Raw genomic sequence first — 19,230 nt, 5'->3', positions numbered from 1 at the left:
AAAGGTAGAAGTCTGTGAAACAGAACTCCCTGAATGGATGGTTCAAGAGCGGCGCCCCCGGCGTCTGGATAAGCGGTGGCGCGGTGTCCATCGCGGTCATCATGACCATTGGTTTGCTGGCGGTGATTGCGGTGCGCGGTCTGGGCCATTTCTGGCCGGCCGACCTGATCCAGGCCAACTACAGCGTGCCGGGCCAGGCCAACCATATCGTCATCGGCGAAGTGGTGCAGAAGGAAGAAGTCCCACGCGAGCGCCTGAAAAGCGCTGGCCTGCCGGTGCCCGATGAGGGCCCGGAGTTCATGACTCGCGAGCTGATCAAGGTCGGCAACCGCGACTTGAACGGCAATGACTTCACCTGGATCGTCGGCGAATGGTTGAAGGACCAGACCAAGCCGGTGCAGTTGATGACCATCGAGCGGCGTGAATGGGGCAACTTCTACGGCACCCTGGTCAACGTCAAGCAGGATGGCAAGATCATCGCCGAAGGCGAGGCCGCGTGGCCGGAGTTGCAAGCCCGTGTGGAGCGCGTCAACACGCTCGCCGCCCAGCTCAAGAGCCTGGAGAAAACCGATATCGGTGCGATCAATGCCGGGCTGGAGCGCGTCCGCCTGCACGGTCGCAAGCTGGAGCTGGAAGGCAAGCTCGACGCCGCCGCCCAGGCCGACATGGACGCCGACCGCGCCGAACTGAACGCCCGCTACCAGGACATCGAAGCGCGCCTGGCCGACCTGCACGCCCAGTTCAACCGCGACGCGCTGACGGCCCGGGACGGCAACGGCAAGGAAATCGAAATCGGTATCGGCAAAGTGGTACACGCCTACCAGCCGAACGCCATGGGCACCCTGACCAAGATCGGCTTCTACTTCAGCAAGGTCTGGGAGTTTCTGAGCGACGATCCACGGGAAGCCAACACCGAAGGCGGGATCTTCCCGGCGATCTTCGGTACCGTGATGATGACCCTGATCATGGCGATGATCGTCACGCCATTCGGCGTACTGGCGGCGGTGTACCTGCGTGAGTACGCCAAGCAGAACACCCTGACGCGGATTATCCGCATCGCGGTCAACAACCTGGCGGGCGTACCGGCCATTGTCTACGGCGTGTTCGGCCTGGGCTTTTTCGTGTATGTGCTGGGTGGCTCGGTGGACCGGCTGTTCTTCGCCGAAGCCCTGCCGGCGCCGACCTTCGGCACGCCGGGGCTGCTCTGGGCCTCGCTGACCCTGGCGCTGCTGGCGGTGCCGGTAGTGATCGTGGCCACCGAAGAAGGCCTGGCGCGGATTCCTCGCACCGTGCGTGAAGGTTCCCTGGCGCTCGGCGCGACCAAGGCGGAAACGCTGTGGAAGATCGTGCTGCCGATGGCCAGCCCGGCGATGATGACCGGCATGATCCTCGCCGTGGCCCGGGCCGCCGGTGAAGTGGCGCCGCTGATGCTGGTCGGCGTGGTGAAGCTGGCCCCGTCGCTGCCGTTGGACGGTAACTACCCGTACCTGCACCTTGACCAGAAGATCATGCACCTGGGTTTCCATATCTATGACGTCGGCTTCCAGAGCCCCAACGTCGAAGCGGCGCGGCCGCTGGTCTACGCCACAGCCCTGCTGCTGGTGCTGGTGATCGCCACGCTCAACCTGTCGGCGGTGTGGATTCGTAACCACCTGCGCGAGAAGTACAAGGCGTTGGACAGTTGACAGCTAAAGCTAAGTCACAAGCGGCAAGCCTCAAGCTACAAGCCGCTTTTGCTCAAATCTTGCAGCTTGCAGCTAAAAGCTTGCAGCTACGAACGGAGTGAGACCATGCAACACGAAACCCATTCCCACGGCATCAACATGTCTGCCCTGGGACGCGACAAGCAAAGCCTAAGCCTGGCCCAGGAAACCGTGGCCATCGAAGTGCCGGGCCTGAGCCTCTACTACGGCGACAAGCAGGCGCTGTTCGACGTCAGCATGAACATCCCCAAGCAGCGCGTGACTGCCTTCATCGGCCCGTCCGGCTGCGGCAAGTCCACGTTGCTGCGCACGTTCAACCGCATGAACGACCTGGTGGACGGTTGCCGCGTGGAAGGCGCCATCAACCTCTACGGCACCAACATCTACCGCAAGGGCGAAGACGTGGCCGAGCTGCGCCGCCGCGTGGGCATGGTGTTCCAGAAGCCCAACCCGTTCCCCAAGACCATCTATGAAAACGTGGTTTATGGCCTGCGCATCCAGGGCATCAACAAAAAACGCATTCTCGATGAAGCGGTTGAATGGGCACTCAAGGGCGCAGCGCTGTGGGACGAGGTCAAAGACCGCCTGCACGAGTCGGCCCTCGGTTTGTCCGGTGGCCAGCAACAGCGTCTGGTCATTGCCCGCACCATCGCCGTGGAACCTGAAGTGCTGCTGCTCGACGAACCGTGCTCGGCCCTCGACCCGATTTCGACGCTGAAGGTTGAAGAGCTGATCTACGAGCTCAAGTCCAAGTTCACCATCGTCATCGTGACCCACAACATGCAGCAAGCCGCGCGGGTGTCCGACTACACCGCGTTCATGTACATGGGCAAGCTGGTGGAGTTCGGCGACACCGATACCCTGTTCACCAATCCGGCGAAAAAACAGACCGAAGACTATATTACGGGGCGGTATGGTTAGCCCCGGCTGCAAGCCGCAAGTTTGAAGCGGCAAGTAAAAGCAGTTTGATTAACGACACACATCAGCTTGCAGCTTGTAGCTTGCGGCTTACAGCTTTTGCGGAGCAAAACCATGATTTCAAAGGAAGGCCTTACCCACCACATCTCCGCGCAGTTCAACGCCGAGCTTGAGGAAGTGCGCAGCCACCTCCTGGCGATGGGCGGGCTGGTGGAGAAGCAAGTCAACGATGCGGTCACCGCGCTGATCGAGGCCGACTCGGGCCTGGCCCAGCAAGTGCGTGAGATCGATGACCAGATCAACCAGATGGAACGCAACATCGACGAAGAATGCCTGCGCATCCTGGCCCGTCGCCAGCCCGCGGCTTCCGACCTGCGTTTGATCATCAGCATCTCCAAATCGGTGATCGACCTCGAGCGTATCGGCGACGAAGCCACCAAGATCGCCCGCCGCGCCATCCAGCTGTGCGAAGAAGGCGAAGCGCCGCGTGGTTACGTGGAAGTGCGGCATATCGGCGACCAGGTGCGCAACATGGTGCGCGATGCCCTTGACGCGTTTGCGCGGTTCGATGCAGACCTGGCGCTGTCGGTGGCCCAGTACGACAAGGTCATTGATCGCGAATACAAGACTGCCTTGCGTGAGCTGGCCACCTACATGATGGAAGACCCGCGCTCTATCTCGCGCGTCTTGAGCATCATCTGGGTGCTGCGCTCGCTGGAACGCATCGGCGACCACGCGCGCAATATCTCGGAATTGGTGATTTATCTGGTACGCGGCACCGACGTTCGGCACATGGGCCTCAAACGCATGAAAGCCGAAGTTGAAGGCAACGCTGATCTTATCCCTAATGTTCCGGGCGAATCTGACGATAAGTAAGGTTGCCCGAGAAATTAACGCCCGGCCATTGGTCGGGCGTTTTCGTTTGTGGCGAGCGGAATTTATTGCGGACGGGGCGTAATAAGTCCTAACGTGACTGCAGAGTTTTGGCAAACTGCCATCAGTCAGGCGTACTGCCAGCCAAGGTTTTATAGGATGAAGGGTCGATGAGTAAAGTCAGTGTGTTGGTGGTGGATGACGCCTCGTTTATTCGCGACCTGGTGAAGAAGTGCCTGCGCAACTACTTCCCGGGGATCAAGATCGAAGATGCGGTGAACGGCAAGAAGGCGCAATCCATTCTGATGCGCGAGACCTTCGACCTGGTGCTGTGCGACTGGGAAATGCCGGAGATGTCCGGGCTTGAGCTGTTGACCTGGTGCCGCGAGCAAGCCCATCTGAAGGCCATGCCGTTCGTGATGGTGACCAGCCGGGGTGACAAGGAAAACGTGGTGCAGGCCATTCAGGCCGGCGTGTCCGGTTACGTCAGCAAGCCGTTCACCAATGAGCAGTTGTTGAACAAGGTCAAGCAGGCCCTGCACAAGATCGGCCGCCTCGACGCGTTGATTGCCAGCGCGCCGACCAAGATGAACTCGGCCTTCGGCAACGACTCCCTGAGCGCGCTGACCGGTGGCAAGCCCGAAGCTGTCAAACCGGCGCCGGTATCGGTGGCGGCAGCCCCGAGCAGAGGCCTGCTCAATAGCGCGCCTGTCGCCGCCGCCCCGACCGCTTCGCCTGCAGGCGGCCGTGGCCAGGGCCAGTTGCGGCTGTCCAGCGGAACCCAGCAGTGCGTGATCAAGGCGCTGAGCATCAAGGAGGCGTTGTTGGTGGTGCGTCGCGGTGAGGTCCTGCCCCAGGTACTGGAAAGCGCCGTGCTCGACCTCGAACAGGGCGAGAACGCTGAAGTGGCACGCCTCAACGGCTACCTGCACGCCATCGTTGCCTACGAGCCCAGGCCCGACAGTGACTGGCTGCAACTGACCTTCCGGTTTATCGACCAGGATGCGCAGAAGCTGGATTACATCTCCCGCCTGATCGCACGTGGTACCGCGCAGAAGCATTTTGTGCCGGGTGCGTAATTCAAAGGATGACCACTCACCAATGTGGGAGGGGGCTTGCCCCCGATTGCGGTCTAACAGTTAAAAATATGCTGACTGAACCACCGCTATCGGGGGCAAGCCCCCTCCCACAATGGGTAGTCAATCCAGCATCAACACCTTGGCCAGCACGATCTTCGGTCCTTTCATCTTCTTGATGATGATCCGCAAGCCTTCAACCTCCAGCACTTCTTCCTCTTCAGGCACCCGTTTCAAGGTGTCGTAGATCAGGCCGGCCAGGGTTTCGGCTTCGATGTGGTCCAGGTCGATGCCGAGCAGGCGTTCTACCTTGAACAGCGGGGTGTCGCCACGCACCAGCAGCTTGCCCGGCTGGTAGGCGAGGATGCCGCGTTCGGCCTTGCGGTGTTCGTCCTGGATATCGCCCACCAGCACTTCCAGCACGTCTTCCATGGTCAGGTAGCCAATGATCTTGCCGTCGGCTTCTTCCACCAGGGCGAAGTGCGCGCCGCCTTTGCGGAACTGCTCCAGCAACTGCGACAACGGCATGTGCCGCGACACGCGCTCCAGCGGGCGGGTCAGTTCGGCCAGGTTGAACGACTCGGGGATATGGTCCAGGGCCGCCAATTCAAGCAGCAGGTCCTTGATGTGCAGCAGGCCCACGAACTCGTTGCGCACGGCGTCATACACCGGGTAACGGCTGAATTTGTGGCGACGGAACAGCGCCAGGATTTCCTTGAGTGGGGCGTTGAAATCCAGGGTGACCAGGTCTTCCCGGGAGTTGGCCCAGTCCACCACTTCCAGTTCGCCCATTTCCACGGCGGAGGCGAGTACGCGCATGCCTTGGTCGCTCGGGTCCTGGCCACGGCTGGAGTGCAGGATCAGCTTGAGCTCTTCGCGGCTGTAATGGTGTTCGTGATGCGGGCCGGGCTCGCCCTGGCCGGCGATGCGCAGGATGGCGTTGGCGCTGGCGTTGAGCAGGTAGATCGCCGGGTACATGGCCCAGTAGAACAGGTACAGCGGCACGGCGGTCCACAGCGACAGCAATTCGGGTTTGCGGATGGCCCAGGATTTGGGGGCCAGCTCGCCGACCACAATGTGCAGGTAGGAAATCACGAAGAAGGCGGCAAAGAACGAAACGCCCTTGATCACCTCCGGCGACTCCACGCCTGCGGCGCCCAGCAAAGGCTCGAGGATGTGCGCAAAAGCCGGTTCGCCGACCCAGCCCAGGCCCAGGGAGGCGAGGGTGATACCCAGCTGGCAGGCCGACAGGTAGGCGTCGAGCTGGCTGTGCACGGTGCGCAGGATCTGCCCGCGCCAGCCGTTGGTGTGGGCGATGGCCTCGACCCGGGTCGAGCGCAGTTTGACCATGGCAAATTCCGCCGCAACGAAGAAGCCGTTGAGCAGTACCAGGACCAGTGCAAAAAGAATCATGCCGAAATCGGCGAAAAGTGTCGCGAGGGTGATACCAGGGGAAGGGTCCATGATGGGGTTTTGCAGGTTCCGTCTGTTCAATAGGGGGAAGGCTGGCCTGAAAGGCAGGCGCAAGTCGGCCAATGTAGCGGCTGATGGGGCGCTTGCCTAGTGGTTGCTGCCGGGCGGGGCCTGGAATGCATTCCCCAGATTCATGCACAACCACTGTGGGAGGGGGCTTGCCCCCGATAGCAGGGTGTCAGTCAGCACATCTGGTACTGATACACCGCTATCGGGAGCAAGCCCCCTCCCACAGTGGGTGTTGTGCTGTGTTTGAGTTATTCTTCATTTCCGACGAGCCGCGAACGGGTCACCTGCGTTGTCGGAAAGTGGCAGGTAAATGTACTGCCATGCCCCAGCACGCTGCTGATCTCCAGGCGTGCCCGATGGCGCAGCAGCACATGCTTGACGATCGCCAGGCCCAGCCCGGTGCCGCCGGTATTGGAGTTGCGGCTGGAATCGACGCGGTAGAAGCGCTCGGTCAGGCGTGGCAGATGCTTGGCGTCGATACCGATGCCGGAGTCCTGCACGCTCAGGTGCGCCCCCTGTTCGTCGGCCCACCAGCGGATGCGGATATTGCCCTTGTCCTGGGTGTACTTCACCGCGTTGAACACCAAGTTGGAGAACGCACTGCGCAGCTCGCCCTCGCTGCCCTTGAGCAGCACCGTCGGGTCGGCTTCCAGAGTGATCTGCTGGCCGCGTTCGCCGGAGAGCGCCTGGGCGTCGTTCTTGATGGTTTGCAGCAGGCTTTGCACCGCCACTGGGTGGTTATCGGAGGGGTAATCGGTGGCCTCAAGCTTGGCCAGCAGCAGCAAGTCATTAAGCAGGGTCTGCATGCGTGAGCCTTGCTGCTGCATCTGCTGCAGGGCGCGGCTCCAGCGCGGGTTGATCTCGTCGACATTGTCCAGCAGCGTCTCCAGGTAGCCGCAGATCACCGTCAACGGCGTGCGCAGCTCGTGGGAAACGTTGGCAACGAAGTCCTTGCGCATCTGTTCCAACTGATGGATGCGGGTCACGTCGCGCACCAGCATCAAGTGCTCGTTGTTGCCGTAGCGCGTCAGGTACAGCTGGATACGCATGCGATCATTGGTGGGCGAGGGGATTTCCAGGGCTTCTTCGTAGTTGTCCTGCTCGAAGTATTCCTTGAAGCGCGGGTGGCGTACCAGGTTGGTCACCGGCTGGCCGCTGTCCTGGGGGGTCTTGAGGCCCAGCAGGGTCTCGGCGGCGCGGTTCCACCATTCCAGGTTGCCGTCGCTGTCGAGCATGATCACCGCGTCCTTGAGCGCGGCGGTGGATTCCTGTACCCGATCGATCACCGCCTGCAGGCGCCCGCGCACCCGTTGGTCGCGGCGCTGCAAGTGGTAAATGCTGTCGAACACTTCACCCCACAGGCCGTAGCCATCGGGGGGAGCTTCGTCGGGTTTGTGCTGGCGCAGCCATTCATGCAGGCGCAGCAGTTGCTTGAGGGTCCAGCCCAGGTACAGCGCGATGCCGATAGCCAGGCTCCAGCCGTAATAGCCACTGATCAGCCCGACCAGCAGGCAACCGGTGACCAGCAGGAGCATGTGGCGAATCAGGGTGCCATGCCAGTTTTGGTTCATGGAGCGTCCTTCGGAGCAGCTTCAAGTTTCAAGCTGCAAGCTTCAAGTCAGAGCGAGGCGGCTTTTCTCTTGCCGCTTGTAGCTGATCACTTGCAGCCAGGTTTCAACCTTTGGTTGAAAACCGGTAGCCCGTGCCGCGCACGGTTTGTACCAGATTCTCATAGGCATCGCCCAAGGCTTTGCGCAGGCGGCGGATATGCACGTCCACGGTGCGCTCCTCCACGTACACATTGCCGCCCCACACCTGGTCCAGCAGTTGGCCACGGGTGTAGGCGCGCTCCTGGTGGGTCATGAAAAACTGCAACAGACGGTATTCGGTCGGGCCCATCTCAGCCGGCTTGCCGTCGATGGTCACGCGGTGGCTGATCGGGTCCAGGATCAGGCCGTCGACTTCGATGGGGGCTTCGCCGTCGGTCGGGCCGGCTCGGCGCAGTACGGCTTTGAGGCGCGCTACCAACTCTCGCGGGGAGAAAGGCTTGGTGATGTAGTCATCGGCGCCGACTTCCAGGCCCTGGATCTTGTTGTCCTCTTCGCCCTTGGCGGTGAGCATGATGATCGGGATATCCCCGGTCAGCTCGTCACGCTTGAGGCGCCGGGCCAGCTCGATACCGGAAGTGCCGGGCAACATCCAGTCGAGCAGGATCAGATCCGGCTTGCGGTCGACGATAATGGCATGGGCCTGCTGGGAGTTCTCCGCCTCCAGGCAGTCGTAGCCGGCCATTTCCAACGCAACGGCGATCATCTCGCGAATGGGCGCTTCGTCGTCAACAATCAGAATGCTCCTGCCAACCATGCTCAAAAATCCTCTTTGTCATTTAACTGTCTTGCGCCGCATTAGATAACGGAATTATTGCAGTCGTGTGACAGTAATTTAGACCCTTGGGCAATTCACGGCACTCTGGACTACCCTTTGGGTCCGAATCCTGACAACCACAAAAGGAAGGTTCCGATGACTTACAGCACGATTTCCTGGAAAGCCCTGCTGGTAACGGCCGCGTTGACGCTGCCGGGCCTGGCTTTGGCCGCAGAACCTGCGATGACGAAAGACGGGATGCTGGTTGATCACAAAGGCCTGACGCTCTACACCTTCGACAAGGACGCCGACGGCAAGTCCGTGTGCAAGGACCAGTGCGCGACCAATTGGCCGCCGCTGAAGGCCGAGTCTACCGATACCAAGGCTGGCGACTGGACAGTGATTACCCGCGACGATCAGACCAGTCAATGGGCCTACAAAGGCAAGCCGGTCTACACCTACAAGGATGACAAGAAAGCCGGTGACAAGACCGGGGATGGCAAGGGTGGGGCTTGGCATATCATCAAGCCTTGACTGCGCGGCGCTGCTGAAATCATCGGGGGCAAGCCCCCTCCCACATTTGAAGGTGTTAACCCATCAACTGTGGGAGGGGGCTTGCCCCCGATGGCGTCGGAACAGCCACCGCAAACCTCTCAGCGAACCGCGTAATCCACCACAATCCCCACAAAAATAGCCAACCCGGCCCAGTGGTTGTGCAAGAACGCCTTGAAGCACTTCATACGGTCCCGGTCTCGGGTGTACCAGAATTCCCAGGCAAAACAGCCTGCCGCCGCCAGCAGACCCAAGTGAAACCAGCCGCCCAGCTCGAACCGGGCCCCGGCGAGCAACAGGCACACCAGCGCCAGGCCCTGCAGGGTGAGAATGATCACGCGGTCAGCATCACCGAACAGGATTGCGGTGGATTTCACGCCGATCTTCAAATCGTCGTCGCGGTCGGTCATCGCGTAATAGGTGTCGTAACCCACCGTCCACAACAGGTTGGCGATGTACAGCAGCCAGGCCTCGGCTGGCAGATGGCCGGTCTCGGCCGTGAATGCCATCGGCATGCCCCAGGAGAACGCCGCGCCCAGCACCACCTGCGGGTAATAGGTGTAGCGCTTCATGAATGGATAGCTTGCCGCCAGCGCCAGCCCGCCAAGGGACAGCAGGATGGTGCTGGCGTTGGTCAGCAGCACCAGCAGGAAACTGATGCCCATCAGCAGCGCAAAAAACACCAGTGCCTCTTTCGAACTGATCTTGCCGCTGACCAGCGGACGTTGCTCGGTGCGTTTCACATGCCCGTCGACCTTGCGGTCGGCCCAGTCATTGATCACGCAGCCACCGGCACGGGTCAGCACCACACCCAGCACGAAAATCACGATATTGAGCAGCGACGGCGAGCCCTTGCCGGCGATCCACAGCGCCCATAGCGTGGGCCACAGCAGCAGGTAGATACCGATAGGCTTGTCCATGCGCGTCAGTTGAATGAAATCCCAGGCCCTGGGGTTCAGGCGATTCAAGGATTTGAGCACACGTTGGTACATCAGCGGTTCTCCGGATGGTCATGCAGCACCTGCCAGACACTCGGCAGGAAGACTTCCGCCACCAGCACGCTCAGCGCCCCGCGATCGAAACGCGAGCGGCGCGCCCACAGCCCGTCGACCTGATCCGCAGCGGGTAGCCAAGGTGCCGGGTAATGGCACACCTCGATCGGCTGGCGGGTAAAGGCGCGGTCGCAGAACAACAACTCGCCCAGCGAGCGGCTGCCCAACTCATCCATCTGCAAGCCGTCGCCCTGCAATGCCCCGCGTGACGCGACACTGCGGGCAAACACCCAGGGTTGGTCATGCCCGCGCAAATACACCTCGCGTACCCAGCCGACAGTGCCCGGGGGCAGGGCCAGCGCCGTACATTCATCGTCGCGCAACGGTTGCCAGCCTTCGAGCAGCGGCGTCACGCTGAAGTCGTTGCCGGACAGCCCTGTCAGCCGCCGCGTCAGCGAGCCTTCATCGAACAGCCAATCGAGGGTCAAGGGCGCAGGCATCGGGCTCAGAAGGCTCTGGGGCAGCCATCGGCAAGCATCGGAAGGGGCGATTGAGTGCGGCACGGCAAGTCAATATTGGCGGCAAAAGAGGCGGCGAGCTTACCATGGCGTCCTGAACTTTTGCCGGGCTGACCCGACGTTTAAGCCAATCCTACTTGCATCTGCCGGCTGCGATCAGTACAAACGCCCTGAGCCGAGCGGCAGCGCTGGTCTATCGACCGTCGGCCAAGATGCCTGGACCCTGAGGAAGTACGTAATGAAAAAGTGGCAATGTATCGTCTGTGGCCTGATTTACAACGAAGCGGATGGTTGGCCGGATGACGGAATTGTGCCCGGCACCCGTTGGGAAGATGTTCCGGAAGACTGGCTGTGCCCGGACTGCGGCGTAGGCAAAATGGATTTCGAAATGATCGAAATCGGCTAATTTGAAGTTTTACGAAACGTACTACAAGGAGAAAGGAATGAACTCACCTGTCGTGATCATCGGCACAGGATTGGCCGGTTACAACGTAGCCCGGGAGTTTCGCAAGCTCGACAGCGACACCCCATTGCTGCTGATCACCGCGGATGATGGGCGCTCCTACTCCAAGCCCATGCTCTCCACCGGTTTTGGCAAGAACAAGGAAGCCGATGGCCTGAGCATGGCCGAACCTGGCGCCATGGCCGAGCAACTCAAGGCCCAGGTACGCACCCACACCCGTATCAGCGGCATTGACCCGGGCCACAAGCGCTTGTGGATCGGCGAGGAGTCAGTGACCTACCGCGACCTGATCCTGGCCTGGGGTGCCGAGACCGTGCGTGTTCCGGTCGAGGGTGATGCCGCCGAGCTGATTTTCCCGATCAACGATCTTGAAGACTACGCGCGCTTTCGCGCCGCCGCTGCCGGCAAACGCCGCGTGCTGCTGCTCGGCGCCGGCCTGATCGGCTGCGAATTTGCCAACGACCTGATCCTTGGCGGCTATGAAGTCGACCTCGTCGCGCCGTGCGAACAAGTCATGCCGACCCTGCTGCATCCGGCGGCTGCGGCTGCGGTGCAAGCCGGGCTGGAAGGCATTGGCGCGCGTTTCCACCTGGGGCCGGTACTCAACCGCCTGCAACGCAACGCCGATGGCCTGGAAGCCCATCTGTCGGACGGCGAAGTGATCCAGTGCGACCTGGTAGTCTCCGCCATCGGCCTGCGCCCACGCATCGACCTGGCGGCGGCGGCCGGCCTGCAGATCAACCGCGGCATCATGGTGGACCGCCACCTCAAGACCTCCCACGCCAATATCTACGCCCTGGGCGATTGCGCCGAGGTCGATGGCTTGAACCTGCTGTACGTCATGCCCCTGATGACCTGCGCCCGCGCCCTGGCCCAGACCCTGGCCGGCAACGCTACCGCCGTGAGCTACGGGCCGATGCCGATCACCGTGAAAACCCCGGTCTGCCCGCTGGTGGTCTCGCCGCCTCCACGCGGTAGCGAAGGCGTATGGAGTGTCGAAGGCGAGGGCGCCGACATCAAGGCCCTGTGCTGCGACGCCAGTGGTCGCCTGCTGGGCTACGCGCTGACGGGCACCGCCGTCATGGAAAAACTGGCATTGAATAAAGAACTTCCGCCGCTGCTGGCGTAAATGTCGGTCGTTCTGTCGGAATCAGCCTCTTCTTACCCGTAGAAAGGTCGCGGCGAGGCTGGCGGAGCGTGCGAGGGCATGCCATCCTCACTCCCGTCTGCCGCAGAGTAGAGCCTGCGGCGCCTTGGCGCTGCTCCACCAGAGAGCAGCACGGACATAACAACAAAAAACCGTCAAAGAGGCTTCACATATGCGTAAACCAGAACTCGCCGCCGCCATCGCTGAAAAGGCCGATCTCACCAAGGAGCAGGCCAACCGCGTCCTCAACGCCGTTCTCGAAGAAATCACCGGCGCCCTGCACCGCAAGGACAGCGTCACCCTGGTCGGCTTCGGCACTTTCCTGCAACGCCACCGTGGCGCCCGCACCGGCAAAAACCCGCAGACCGGTGAGCCGGTGAAGATCAAGGCCAGCAATACTGTTGCGTTCAAGCCGGGCAAGTCGCTTAAAGACAGCGTCAATCCGTAAAAGCGGTACCGCCTGAAGGGAAGCGGGTTGGTATGAAAAATGGGCACGCCGACGGGGTTGGGTGCCCATTTTTGTTGGATAGGAATCAGCCTTCCATGAAGTCGTCGTATTCCCGATAGTGATTGATTGCTCGGATCAAAATATCATTATCTGGCGCGTTAACCTTCTTTTGAATGACTTCAAATATGGCTTGTAGAGTTTGCACATCCAACCAAGTTTCGACGTTTTCTTTTTCCAGGGACTTGGGGATAAGCTCGCCGGCAGAATTCTCGACTGTTTTATCGTCTTCCTCGAGATCGTCAATTTCCTCCTCGGAAATGAGGTAGAAAATTGCATTCCTTGGTTCTTCTTCCCATTTATCCAAGTTGGTATAGACCCAGTCGTTATCGGTATGGGAGTTGACGGTGCTGAACAGGTTGGTGATGCCTTGCATCTTTTTCATCAGTGACTCCTCATTTTCTACAAGATGACCCGCCACCCCAGGTTTTTCTGCCGCCTACTCGTTTACCGTTACGGCCTTTCGGGTGGTAGTCGCCGTGACGGTTTTTATGGTCCTCGTGACTGACCAACTGCAAATTGCCACCTACTACAGGGTGGTGATGCCAGGTCGAGCCTTTCATTGCTGTTGTTCTGAACTTGCCATTTTTCTTCGGCGCAACCCATTTTGAGATGCCTGGGTGTTTTGCTTCGACAGTAGCTTGCAATGCGGGATCGTTCTTCATTGCGTAATGCAGTTGTCTGTTGGATTCGGCGAAATGTACGGAGTCCTTTGAGAAGGGAGAAGGGGACGGATTTATTTTCGCAATTGCTTGGCTAGGAGATCTTTAAATAAATCTTTCCCTTTTTCTACTTTTCTATAAAAACTTGATAGCCTTGCTGCCGTGGAGCTGCACACCGCGAACTCCAAGATAGCCTTGAATTTTGTTGGTTGAGTAAGGGAATTCATTATCAAAGAGCGATTTCAAAAACCACTTTGCCGAGACGATTTTTGATTTTATAAGCAGAGTCATTGATTTCCGCAGTTTTGAATAAGTCGCTCCGGTCAATAAAGCCGGGCAGCTCATGCATCCAGCTTTTTTTATGCGCCGGGAAGAGCTCTTCACAGTACCAGCCTTCACCGACTGCAGCATTGAGCACTCGATAAACATTTATCTTGGATTTTTTATTTTTGCTGGTTTTTGAGAGTTTTTTGATTTGAGTTTCTAGTTCAAAATTTGTTTTTAATACGGCCTCAGCGGTTGAGTTGGTAACATCAACAATGGCTTGATTGTCTTCTTTTTTCGTTGCAATAAGAGTGAGTGATTGACGCAACTTTTCCAATAATTTTTCATCCTGGCTACGGCGGTTCAGAGAGAGAAACTGTTTGAAGTCGAAATTTTCAACGAAGATATTGGTCACGCCTAAGACATTATCAAATACATCTTCGTCTCCGCGAGGTCCCAACGAAACAACTATTTTGCTACTACCGTTTAGCTCGACCTTGGGCAGCAACGTCATGAATATCTGGGTAACGTGATGGCTCAGTTGACGTACACGAACGCCATCTCTCAGAGCAGATGCGTCACTTTCTTGCAAAGTCAGTAGATTTAGATTCATTGCAGTATTCACTTCGAAAAACTAACCGATAAAGGGGTCGGATTTATTTATAGTCCCTATCCGGATTAAATAGGTCCGTCCCCTTTATTGTTCCCTTTATTGTTGTTTATTGTTCAGTCCCCTTTATTGTTCAGACTTGGATACCTTTGGAACAGTCTACGAATCGAAGACCTTTAAGCTGGGATGCTTCGCATTGCTGCTTGAACTGCTGGGAAACAAAGATGCGTTGTGAACTTTCCTTAGCTCTCACGATATGGTGATTGCCTAAGGTAGCAGGTGGCAGACTTTGAAGAGTGGTGAATCTCAGAGGGCCATCCGGCATAAAGCTGAACATGGGACCATATTGAGAGTTATTCAAATCAATACAAGGAAGTATCTGGATCACATTGAATACATAGTAACCTTCCAGCTTTTCTTCTTTTAGATAAACGTTGGCAGGAAAAAGCTGAACGTCTGTCGGGAATTTGCGCAGTACGTTGGCCATTGCCTCGCTTACAAATTCAAGCGTGTCACTTTGAAGAAGATCGAAGGACATTAGGCGAGATGCGCTGATCTTATTTTTATTTCTAAAGGTTGGAGTGGTAGCAATTGATGATTGCTCTTCTCCACTAATAAACAATAGGTGGTCGGGAGATTTTTTCTGGTCGTATTTGAACCAGTAAATTTCTGAATAATTTTCACTGATTTCTAATAGGTACATATTATTTCCCGCAGCGACCTGCTTGAGTTGAGTTTTTATTCAACCGAGTACGCCCATTGCGTAATCCCGACCTTTCAGAGCTGACAACCTCCCTCACTGCCTGCGCGTACTGGGCTTTTTTCCATTTTCCAGCCTTGCCCGCGAGGGATATTTCATTGAGTTGTGCCCGAACAGCTTTGTTGTAACCCGGATGTGAGCCTTTGTGAATAGTGCGATATTTGTGCTTGCCCTCTTCACTAGGCAAGTAAATGATGTTGGAAGTTTTGTGTATGTCGAATCCAGCCTTCTTCAGAGCAGGGTGATCAGCCAGCGATTGAGGAATAATATGGTGTTTCTGGAATCCATCGATTCCAGGCATATTTTTATAGTTCCAGTTAAACAGGCCCCATGGATCAACCCATGTAATTGGATTTGGCGCATATTGGTACAGGTTTATGCCGCCCAGTAAACTGATCGGATCTGGAGTCGTGAATCTCCCTATTTCGGGGTCGTAGAACCTGAGAGTGTTGTAGTGTAGCCCCGTCTCCCGATCCAGGTACTGCCCCTGGAACCGCAGGTTCTGCTCCTCGATGTAATAAGGCTCCCGCACCTCTTCCAGCGTGTTGCCCCACACCCGATAAGTCGCCTGCCAGACGCTGTGACCATCGGCTTCGGTCAGTTGCTCGGGCAAGCCGTTCAGGTCGTTGTGGTAGTAACGAATCTTCTGCAACGGACCAATGCCGTCCACGCGAGCCAAGGGCTCGTAACCGCTTTCATCTTCGTAAACATAAAGACTGGTCTGGCTATGTTTATGCTCCTGCAACAACCGCAAACCATCCCACGTAAACCGGGTTTCCCCCAGCGGATACCCATCGCTGCCATGCTCGGTTTTTTCAATCCGGCGCCCCAGCGGGTCATACGCCATTCTGACCACGCTGCCGTTCTCATTGCGCACTTCAATCAACCGACTTTCAGCGTCATACGCAAACCGCTGCACGCCGCGTTTGGCACTGCGCTTTTCAATCATCCGCCCAAACGCGTCATAGCGATAACGCTTGTCCTGATACGTCAGCAGCTTGTTATGCACCACCAACCCGGCACCCGCCTGCGAGCCGTCAAGCAGGTTGGCGGCGGCATCGTAGGCGAAGGTTTCGCGCTGGCCATGCAGGCTGTCCTGGCTGGCGATGATGCGGCCGGTGGCGTCGTAGTGCAGCAGTTGGCGATGTTGCGTGGCGGGTTGCTGGTCGAGTTTGCCGATCAGGTTGTCGGCAGGGTCGTACTCGAACTGTTTCTGCGCGGCTGCGGGCATCAACGATGGTTGGCTGGCCAGGCGGCGCTGGCGTGAGCGCAGGCGGCCGCTGCGGTCGTATTCGCTGCGGGTGCTGAGCTGGCCTTGGGTGCGCAGGACTTCGCGGTGCAGGCGGTCGCGTTCGAAGTCGCTGATGACCTGGCCGTCGAGGTTGATCTGGTGCAGATGGCCGCTGCCGTAGTACAGGCGGTTGAGCCAACGGCCGTCGGGTAGTTGGGTCTGGATCAGGTTGCCAAGTTCGTCGTAGTGGTGTTTCAGGCTACCGGCCGCGCTCTGTTCGACAAGCAGTTGGCCGAGGGCGTCGTAGGCGAAGCCCAAGGCCTGTGCATTGCCTTGTAGATCGGTGAAAGTCACCGCCGTGAGCTGGTCCACCGCATCGTAGCTGTACTCAGTGCGACCATCGTCGGTGACTTTCGCCACCAGCCGACCGACCGCATCGCGCTCCAGCCGATGAACGATGGGCGCGGGTGGTGCCTCGGGGACCACCGCCAGGCCGTTGCCATAAGGCGCCGCAATGGCGGTTACCGTGGTGATGTTGTCCAGCAGGTCGTAGTCGTAACGCTTGGCGCTGCCGTCCAGGTCCTGCTGCTCGGCCAGGCGGTCGGCGGCGTCCCAGGCAAAGCGATAGCGTTCACCGTTCTCGTTGATCAGCGCTTGCAGGCGCCCGTAGCTGTCGTAGCCGAACTTCACCTGCCGGCCATGGGCGTCGGTGCGCTGGCTGACTTGGCCGCGGCGGTTGTGCTGGTAGAGCGTGGTGTGCCCGGCCGGGTCGGTATACCCCAGCAGTTGACCGCTGATGTCGCGCTGATACTGCTCGATACGGCCATCCGGCAATTGAGTGCTTAGCAAGCGCCCCTGAGCGTCGTAGCTGAATTGCGTGCGCTCACCCAGTGCATCGGTGATGACGTGCAGATAACCGCGCTCGTCGTAGCTGAAGCGCGTCGGGTAACCCGAACAATCGATGTGTTCGACCAATTGCCCGAACGGGTTCCAGCGCAGTTTCTTGCTTTTGCCGGTGGCGTCGATGATCTCCACGACCTGGCCATGGGCGTCATAGCGGTACCGGGTGACGTAGCCCAGCGGATCTGTTTCGCCGATGCAGTTGCCGCGCTGATCGTAGCGATATTGCCAGCTGTTGTCGGCGGCGTCGGTCTCGACCAGCGGCAGTGCCCAATGCTCCAGCCACAAGGTCGAATCGCTGCGGCCCAGTGGGTCGGTTTCGCCGATCAGGTTGCCGGACTCGTCGTAGCTGTATTCGTAGCGCCCACCCTGCGGGTCGGTGGCGCTGAGCAATTGGCGCTCATCGTTCCATTCGAACAGCCAGGTCTGTCCGAGGTTGTCGCTGTAGCGAATGATCTGGTGCTGAGTGTTCCAGTGCCGGGTGCTGATGCGCTGCAATCCGTCGGTGATGCGGGTAAGGCCGGCGTTCAAGTCATAGTCGAATTGATACGCGTCGCCTTCATCCGTCCAGTGCCGCACCACGCGCCATTCCAGGCCTTCAACCAAAGCCCACTCATAGAAACAACGCAACCCGGTCGGCAACTGATGCTCCACCATGCGCCGGTCGCTGTCGTAGGCGAAGCGCCGCCGCACTTGACCGGTGGCATCACGCACCTCGGCCAGGTTGCCGGCGGTGTCGTAGCCATACCCAACAAGCGCCTCACGGCGTTGATCGGGATACACCCGTTCGATGCGACTGACCTGTTCGCCGTCGCGAATCAGCTCAACCTGCACCAGGTCGAAGGTATCGCGCAGCCGTACCAGGCGTCCGGCCTCGTCATAATCAATATGGATGCGGTTGTCGTTGCGGTCCCCCAACTGAGCCAGGCGCAGTCGCGACGGGTTAGTCGTAAGTTCAAAAAGACGGTACAGGCCATCATCGCTCTCAATCAGCAACTGCCCATTGAGGTGCCGCCGCACAGCGAGCCCTTCACCGGCGCTGAACACCGCGCCGCCCAAGGGAATCGAACCCATGTCGATAGGGCGCCCTTGCTCGTCGGTGTATACAAGCGTCTCGCCGCCGTCGGGATGAGGCCGGACTTCGACGCAGACCTCATACGGCACGCTCCAGCCCGCGCCAAACAGACTGCCGGTGCGTTCGTCGCGGCTGTTATAGAAACGTTGCCAGTCAATCGGCAAGATGCCGGGCAGCATGAAATCCAGCTCATCGACATCGCCCAATACCTTCGCGCCCGTCGCCGCATGCACCGGATTCGACGAGCCCATGGCAGCATTCGCCATCGCTCCCATCGCACTGCTGACCGCCATCGAGGTCGCACCGCCGATCAGCATGCAGGGCAACTTGCTGAAGAACTTGCCCTTGCCACCCTTGAGCATCAACAACGCGGTGACCGCCAGCCCCACGCCAGGCGTCTTGCCGCTGCGAATCTCGCGCACTACCACGGATCCACCGCCGATGGTCACGTTCGATGAAATCAACCCGGACGAAACCACCGTCGCATCACACGTGCTGCGGTCACCGCTGCGCACCGCTGGTTGGCCGTTGATCGTGACCTTGTCCGAGCCTTCGGCCAGAAACTGCGGCGGCATCGGCGGGTGTTTCATGCACACGACCAGGTCCAGTGGCTTGGGCACGGCACCGGGCGCAGGCGTGGCGACGGTCGGACGCCACATCTGCGAAAAGAAGCTCTCGGCCATGTCCAGGTAGCTGGCCTCAGGCGCAGGTGCCGGCTCTTCCAGTTCGGTACCCGCTGGCGCAACGTGAGAGCTGATCGCGCCAGCGGCGCGGGCGGCGGGGATGTTATTGGTGAGTGTGTTGGTGGAACCGGTGAGAATATTGGCCTGTACCGTGGGCGGAAACAGCGCATTGCTGAAGCTGTCGCATAAATTCGTCAGGCCTTTATCCGCGCCCGTCTTGCTCATGGCCAGGCCGACAATCGTGCCCACCACCGCGCCCAACAGGAAGCAGCCCAGCCCGCCGGTGGCGACGGTAATGCCGGTGGCCGCGACTACTGCGGCAGTCGCTACAGCAGTAATCGCGATATTCGCCGCCACCTCCAGCACACCGCCGAGGATGTCGGCCATCATCGAAGTGTGGGCGAGCGCATCGCCCATCCGGGCCGCCCATAACGCGTCAGACATGCAGGCCG

General features: G+C 59.0%; 18 protein-coding genes. 8 read left to right on the top strand and 10 right to left on the bottom strand.

The genetic code is table 11. The annotated features are described in order from the left end of the window. Positions 1 to 14: 14 nt before the first annotated feature. The 4 genes from pstA (at position 15) to CIB54_RS04045 (ending at position 4,573) form a co-directional block, all read left to right on the top strand. The gene (gene pstA / locus CIB54_RS04060) at positions 15 to 1,685 is read left to right on the top strand and encodes a phosphate ABC transporter permease PstA (RefSeq protein ID WP_101218702.1); all 1,671 of its coding nucleotides are present in this window, start codon (positions 15 to 17) and stop codon (positions 1,683 to 1,685) included. Positions 1,686 to 1,790: 105 nt separating this feature from the next. Further along, complete coding sequence (pstB, locus tag CIB54_RS04055) at positions 1,791 to 2,624, top strand: phosphate ABC transporter ATP-binding protein PstB (protein ID WP_065883786.1); 834 nt, start codon at positions 1,791 to 1,793, stop codon at positions 2,622 to 2,624. Positions 2,625 to 2,735: 111 nt separating this feature from the next. Next, on the top strand, positions 2,736 to 3,497 hold the full coding sequence (phoU, locus tag CIB54_RS04050; RefSeq protein ID WP_065953276.1) for a phosphate signaling complex protein PhoU: 762 nt from the start codon (positions 2,736 to 2,738) through the stop codon (positions 3,495 to 3,497). A gap of 167 nt (positions 3,498 to 3,664) precedes the next feature. Continuing rightward, positions 3,665 to 4,573 (top strand): response regulator, encoded by a 909-nt coding sequence (locus CIB54_RS04045; protein ID WP_065953275.1) that lies wholly within the window; start codon positions 3,665 to 3,667, stop codon positions 4,571 to 4,573. Between the two features lie 120 nt (positions 4,574 to 4,693). Here the strand turns inward: CIB54_RS04045 and CIB54_RS04040 are convergent, their stop codons facing one another. The 3 genes from CIB54_RS04040 to phoB all read right to left on the bottom strand — a co-directional run bounded on the left by CIB54_RS04040 (position 4,694) and on the right by phoB (position 8,416). Next, on the bottom strand, positions 4,694 to 6,034 hold the full coding sequence (locus CIB54_RS04040; protein WP_057726098.1) for a hemolysin family protein: 1,341 nt from the start codon (positions 6,032 to 6,034) through the stop codon (positions 4,694 to 4,696). Between the two features lie 266 nt (positions 6,035 to 6,300). Further along, complete coding sequence (phoR, locus tag CIB54_RS04035) at positions 6,301 to 7,623, bottom strand: phosphate regulon sensor histidine kinase PhoR (protein ID WP_101218701.1); 1,323 nt, start codon at positions 7,621 to 7,623, stop codon at positions 6,301 to 6,303. Between the two features lie 103 nt (positions 7,624 to 7,726). Next, positions 7,727 to 8,416, bottom strand: a complete 690-nt coding sequence (gene phoB, locus CIB54_RS04030) for a phosphate regulon transcriptional regulator PhoB (protein ID WP_003195617.1) — start codon at positions 8,414 to 8,416, stop codon at positions 7,727 to 7,729. 156 nt (positions 8,417 to 8,572) lie between these two features. Here phoB and CIB54_RS04025 point away from each other — a divergent pair, with 156 nt between their 5' ends. Next, positions 8,573 to 8,950 carry a COG4315 family predicted lipoprotein gene (locus tag CIB54_RS04025; RefSeq protein WP_101218700.1) on the top strand — a complete coding sequence of 126 codons (378 nt, stop codon included), beginning with the start codon at positions 8,573 to 8,575 and terminating at the stop codon, positions 8,948 to 8,950. A gap of 119 nt (positions 8,951 to 9,069) precedes the next feature. Here the strand turns inward: CIB54_RS04025 and ubiA are convergent, their stop codons facing one another. After that, positions 9,070 to 9,960 carry a 4-hydroxybenzoate octaprenyltransferase gene (gene ubiA / locus CIB54_RS04020; protein WP_065953272.1) on the bottom strand — a complete coding sequence of 297 codons (891 nt, stop codon included), beginning with the start codon at positions 9,958 to 9,960 and terminating at the stop codon, positions 9,070 to 9,072. Further along, positions 9,960 to 10,523: a chorismate--pyruvate lyase family protein gene (locus CIB54_RS04015; protein WP_065953271.1), complete on the bottom strand. Its 564-nt coding sequence runs from the start codon at positions 10,521 to 10,523 to the stop codon at positions 9,960 to 9,962. Before CIB54_RS04015 ends, ubiA begins: the two co-directional genes overlap by 1 nt. A gap of 193 nt (positions 10,524 to 10,716) precedes the next feature. Here CIB54_RS04015 and CIB54_RS04010 point away from each other — a divergent pair, with 193 nt between their 5' ends. The 3 genes from CIB54_RS04010 (at position 10,717) to CIB54_RS04000 (ending at position 12,536) form a co-directional block, all read left to right on the top strand. Next, on the top strand, positions 10,717 to 10,884 hold the full coding sequence (locus CIB54_RS04010) for a rubredoxin (RefSeq protein WP_065953270.1): 168 nt from the start codon (positions 10,717 to 10,719) through the stop codon (positions 10,882 to 10,884). Between the two features lie 37 nt (positions 10,885 to 10,921). Then, positions 10,922 to 12,070 (top strand): NAD(P)/FAD-dependent oxidoreductase, encoded by a 1,149-nt coding sequence (locus CIB54_RS04005; RefSeq protein WP_101218699.1) that lies wholly within the window; start codon positions 10,922 to 10,924, stop codon positions 12,068 to 12,070. 190 nt (positions 12,071 to 12,260) lie between these two features. Then, on the top strand, positions 12,261 to 12,536 hold the full coding sequence (locus tag CIB54_RS04000) for an HU family DNA-binding protein (protein ID WP_003213368.1): 276 nt from the start codon (positions 12,261 to 12,263) through the stop codon (positions 12,534 to 12,536). An 85-nt stretch (positions 12,537 to 12,621) separates the two neighbouring features. Here CIB54_RS04000 and CIB54_RS03995 read toward each other — a convergent pair whose 3' ends face one another. From CIB54_RS03995 to CIB54_RS03975, 5 genes are all read right to left on the bottom strand, one after another. Continuing rightward, a complete protein-coding gene (locus CIB54_RS03995; RefSeq protein ID WP_057726105.1) occupies positions 12,622 to 12,978 on the bottom strand; it encodes a DUF7716 domain-containing protein in 357 nt (118 codons plus the stop codon). A 10-nt stretch (positions 12,979 to 12,988) separates the two neighbouring features. Further along, the gene (locus CIB54_RS03990) at positions 12,989 to 13,333 is read right to left on the bottom strand and encodes an HNH endonuclease (protein WP_269801672.1); all 345 of its coding nucleotides are present in this window, start codon (positions 13,331 to 13,333) and stop codon (positions 12,989 to 12,991) included. Positions 13,334 to 13,484: 151 nt separating this feature from the next. Further along, on the bottom strand, positions 13,485 to 14,132 hold the full coding sequence (locus CIB54_RS03985) for a hypothetical protein (protein ID WP_101218697.1): 648 nt from the start codon (positions 14,130 to 14,132) through the stop codon (positions 13,485 to 13,487). Between the two features lie 130 nt (positions 14,133 to 14,262). Continuing rightward, a complete protein-coding gene (locus tag CIB54_RS03980) occupies positions 14,263 to 14,832 on the bottom strand; it encodes an imm11 family protein (RefSeq protein WP_065953267.1) in 570 nt (189 codons plus the stop codon). 1 nt (position 14,833) lies between these two features. Further along, a complete protein-coding gene (locus CIB54_RS03975; RefSeq protein ID WP_101218696.1) occupies positions 14,834 to 19,222 on the bottom strand; it encodes an RHS repeat-associated core domain-containing protein in 4,389 nt (1,462 codons plus the stop codon). Positions 19,223 to 19,230 lie beyond the last annotated feature (8 nt).

It is taken from the genome of Pseudomonas fluorescens (genome assembly GCF_002837185.1).
GTDB classification, from domain to species: Bacteria; Pseudomonadota; Gammaproteobacteria; order Pseudomonadales; family Pseudomonadaceae; genus Aquipseudomonas; species Aquipseudomonas fluorescens_AM.
This window is presented reverse-complemented; position numbering and strand designations above follow the sequence as displayed.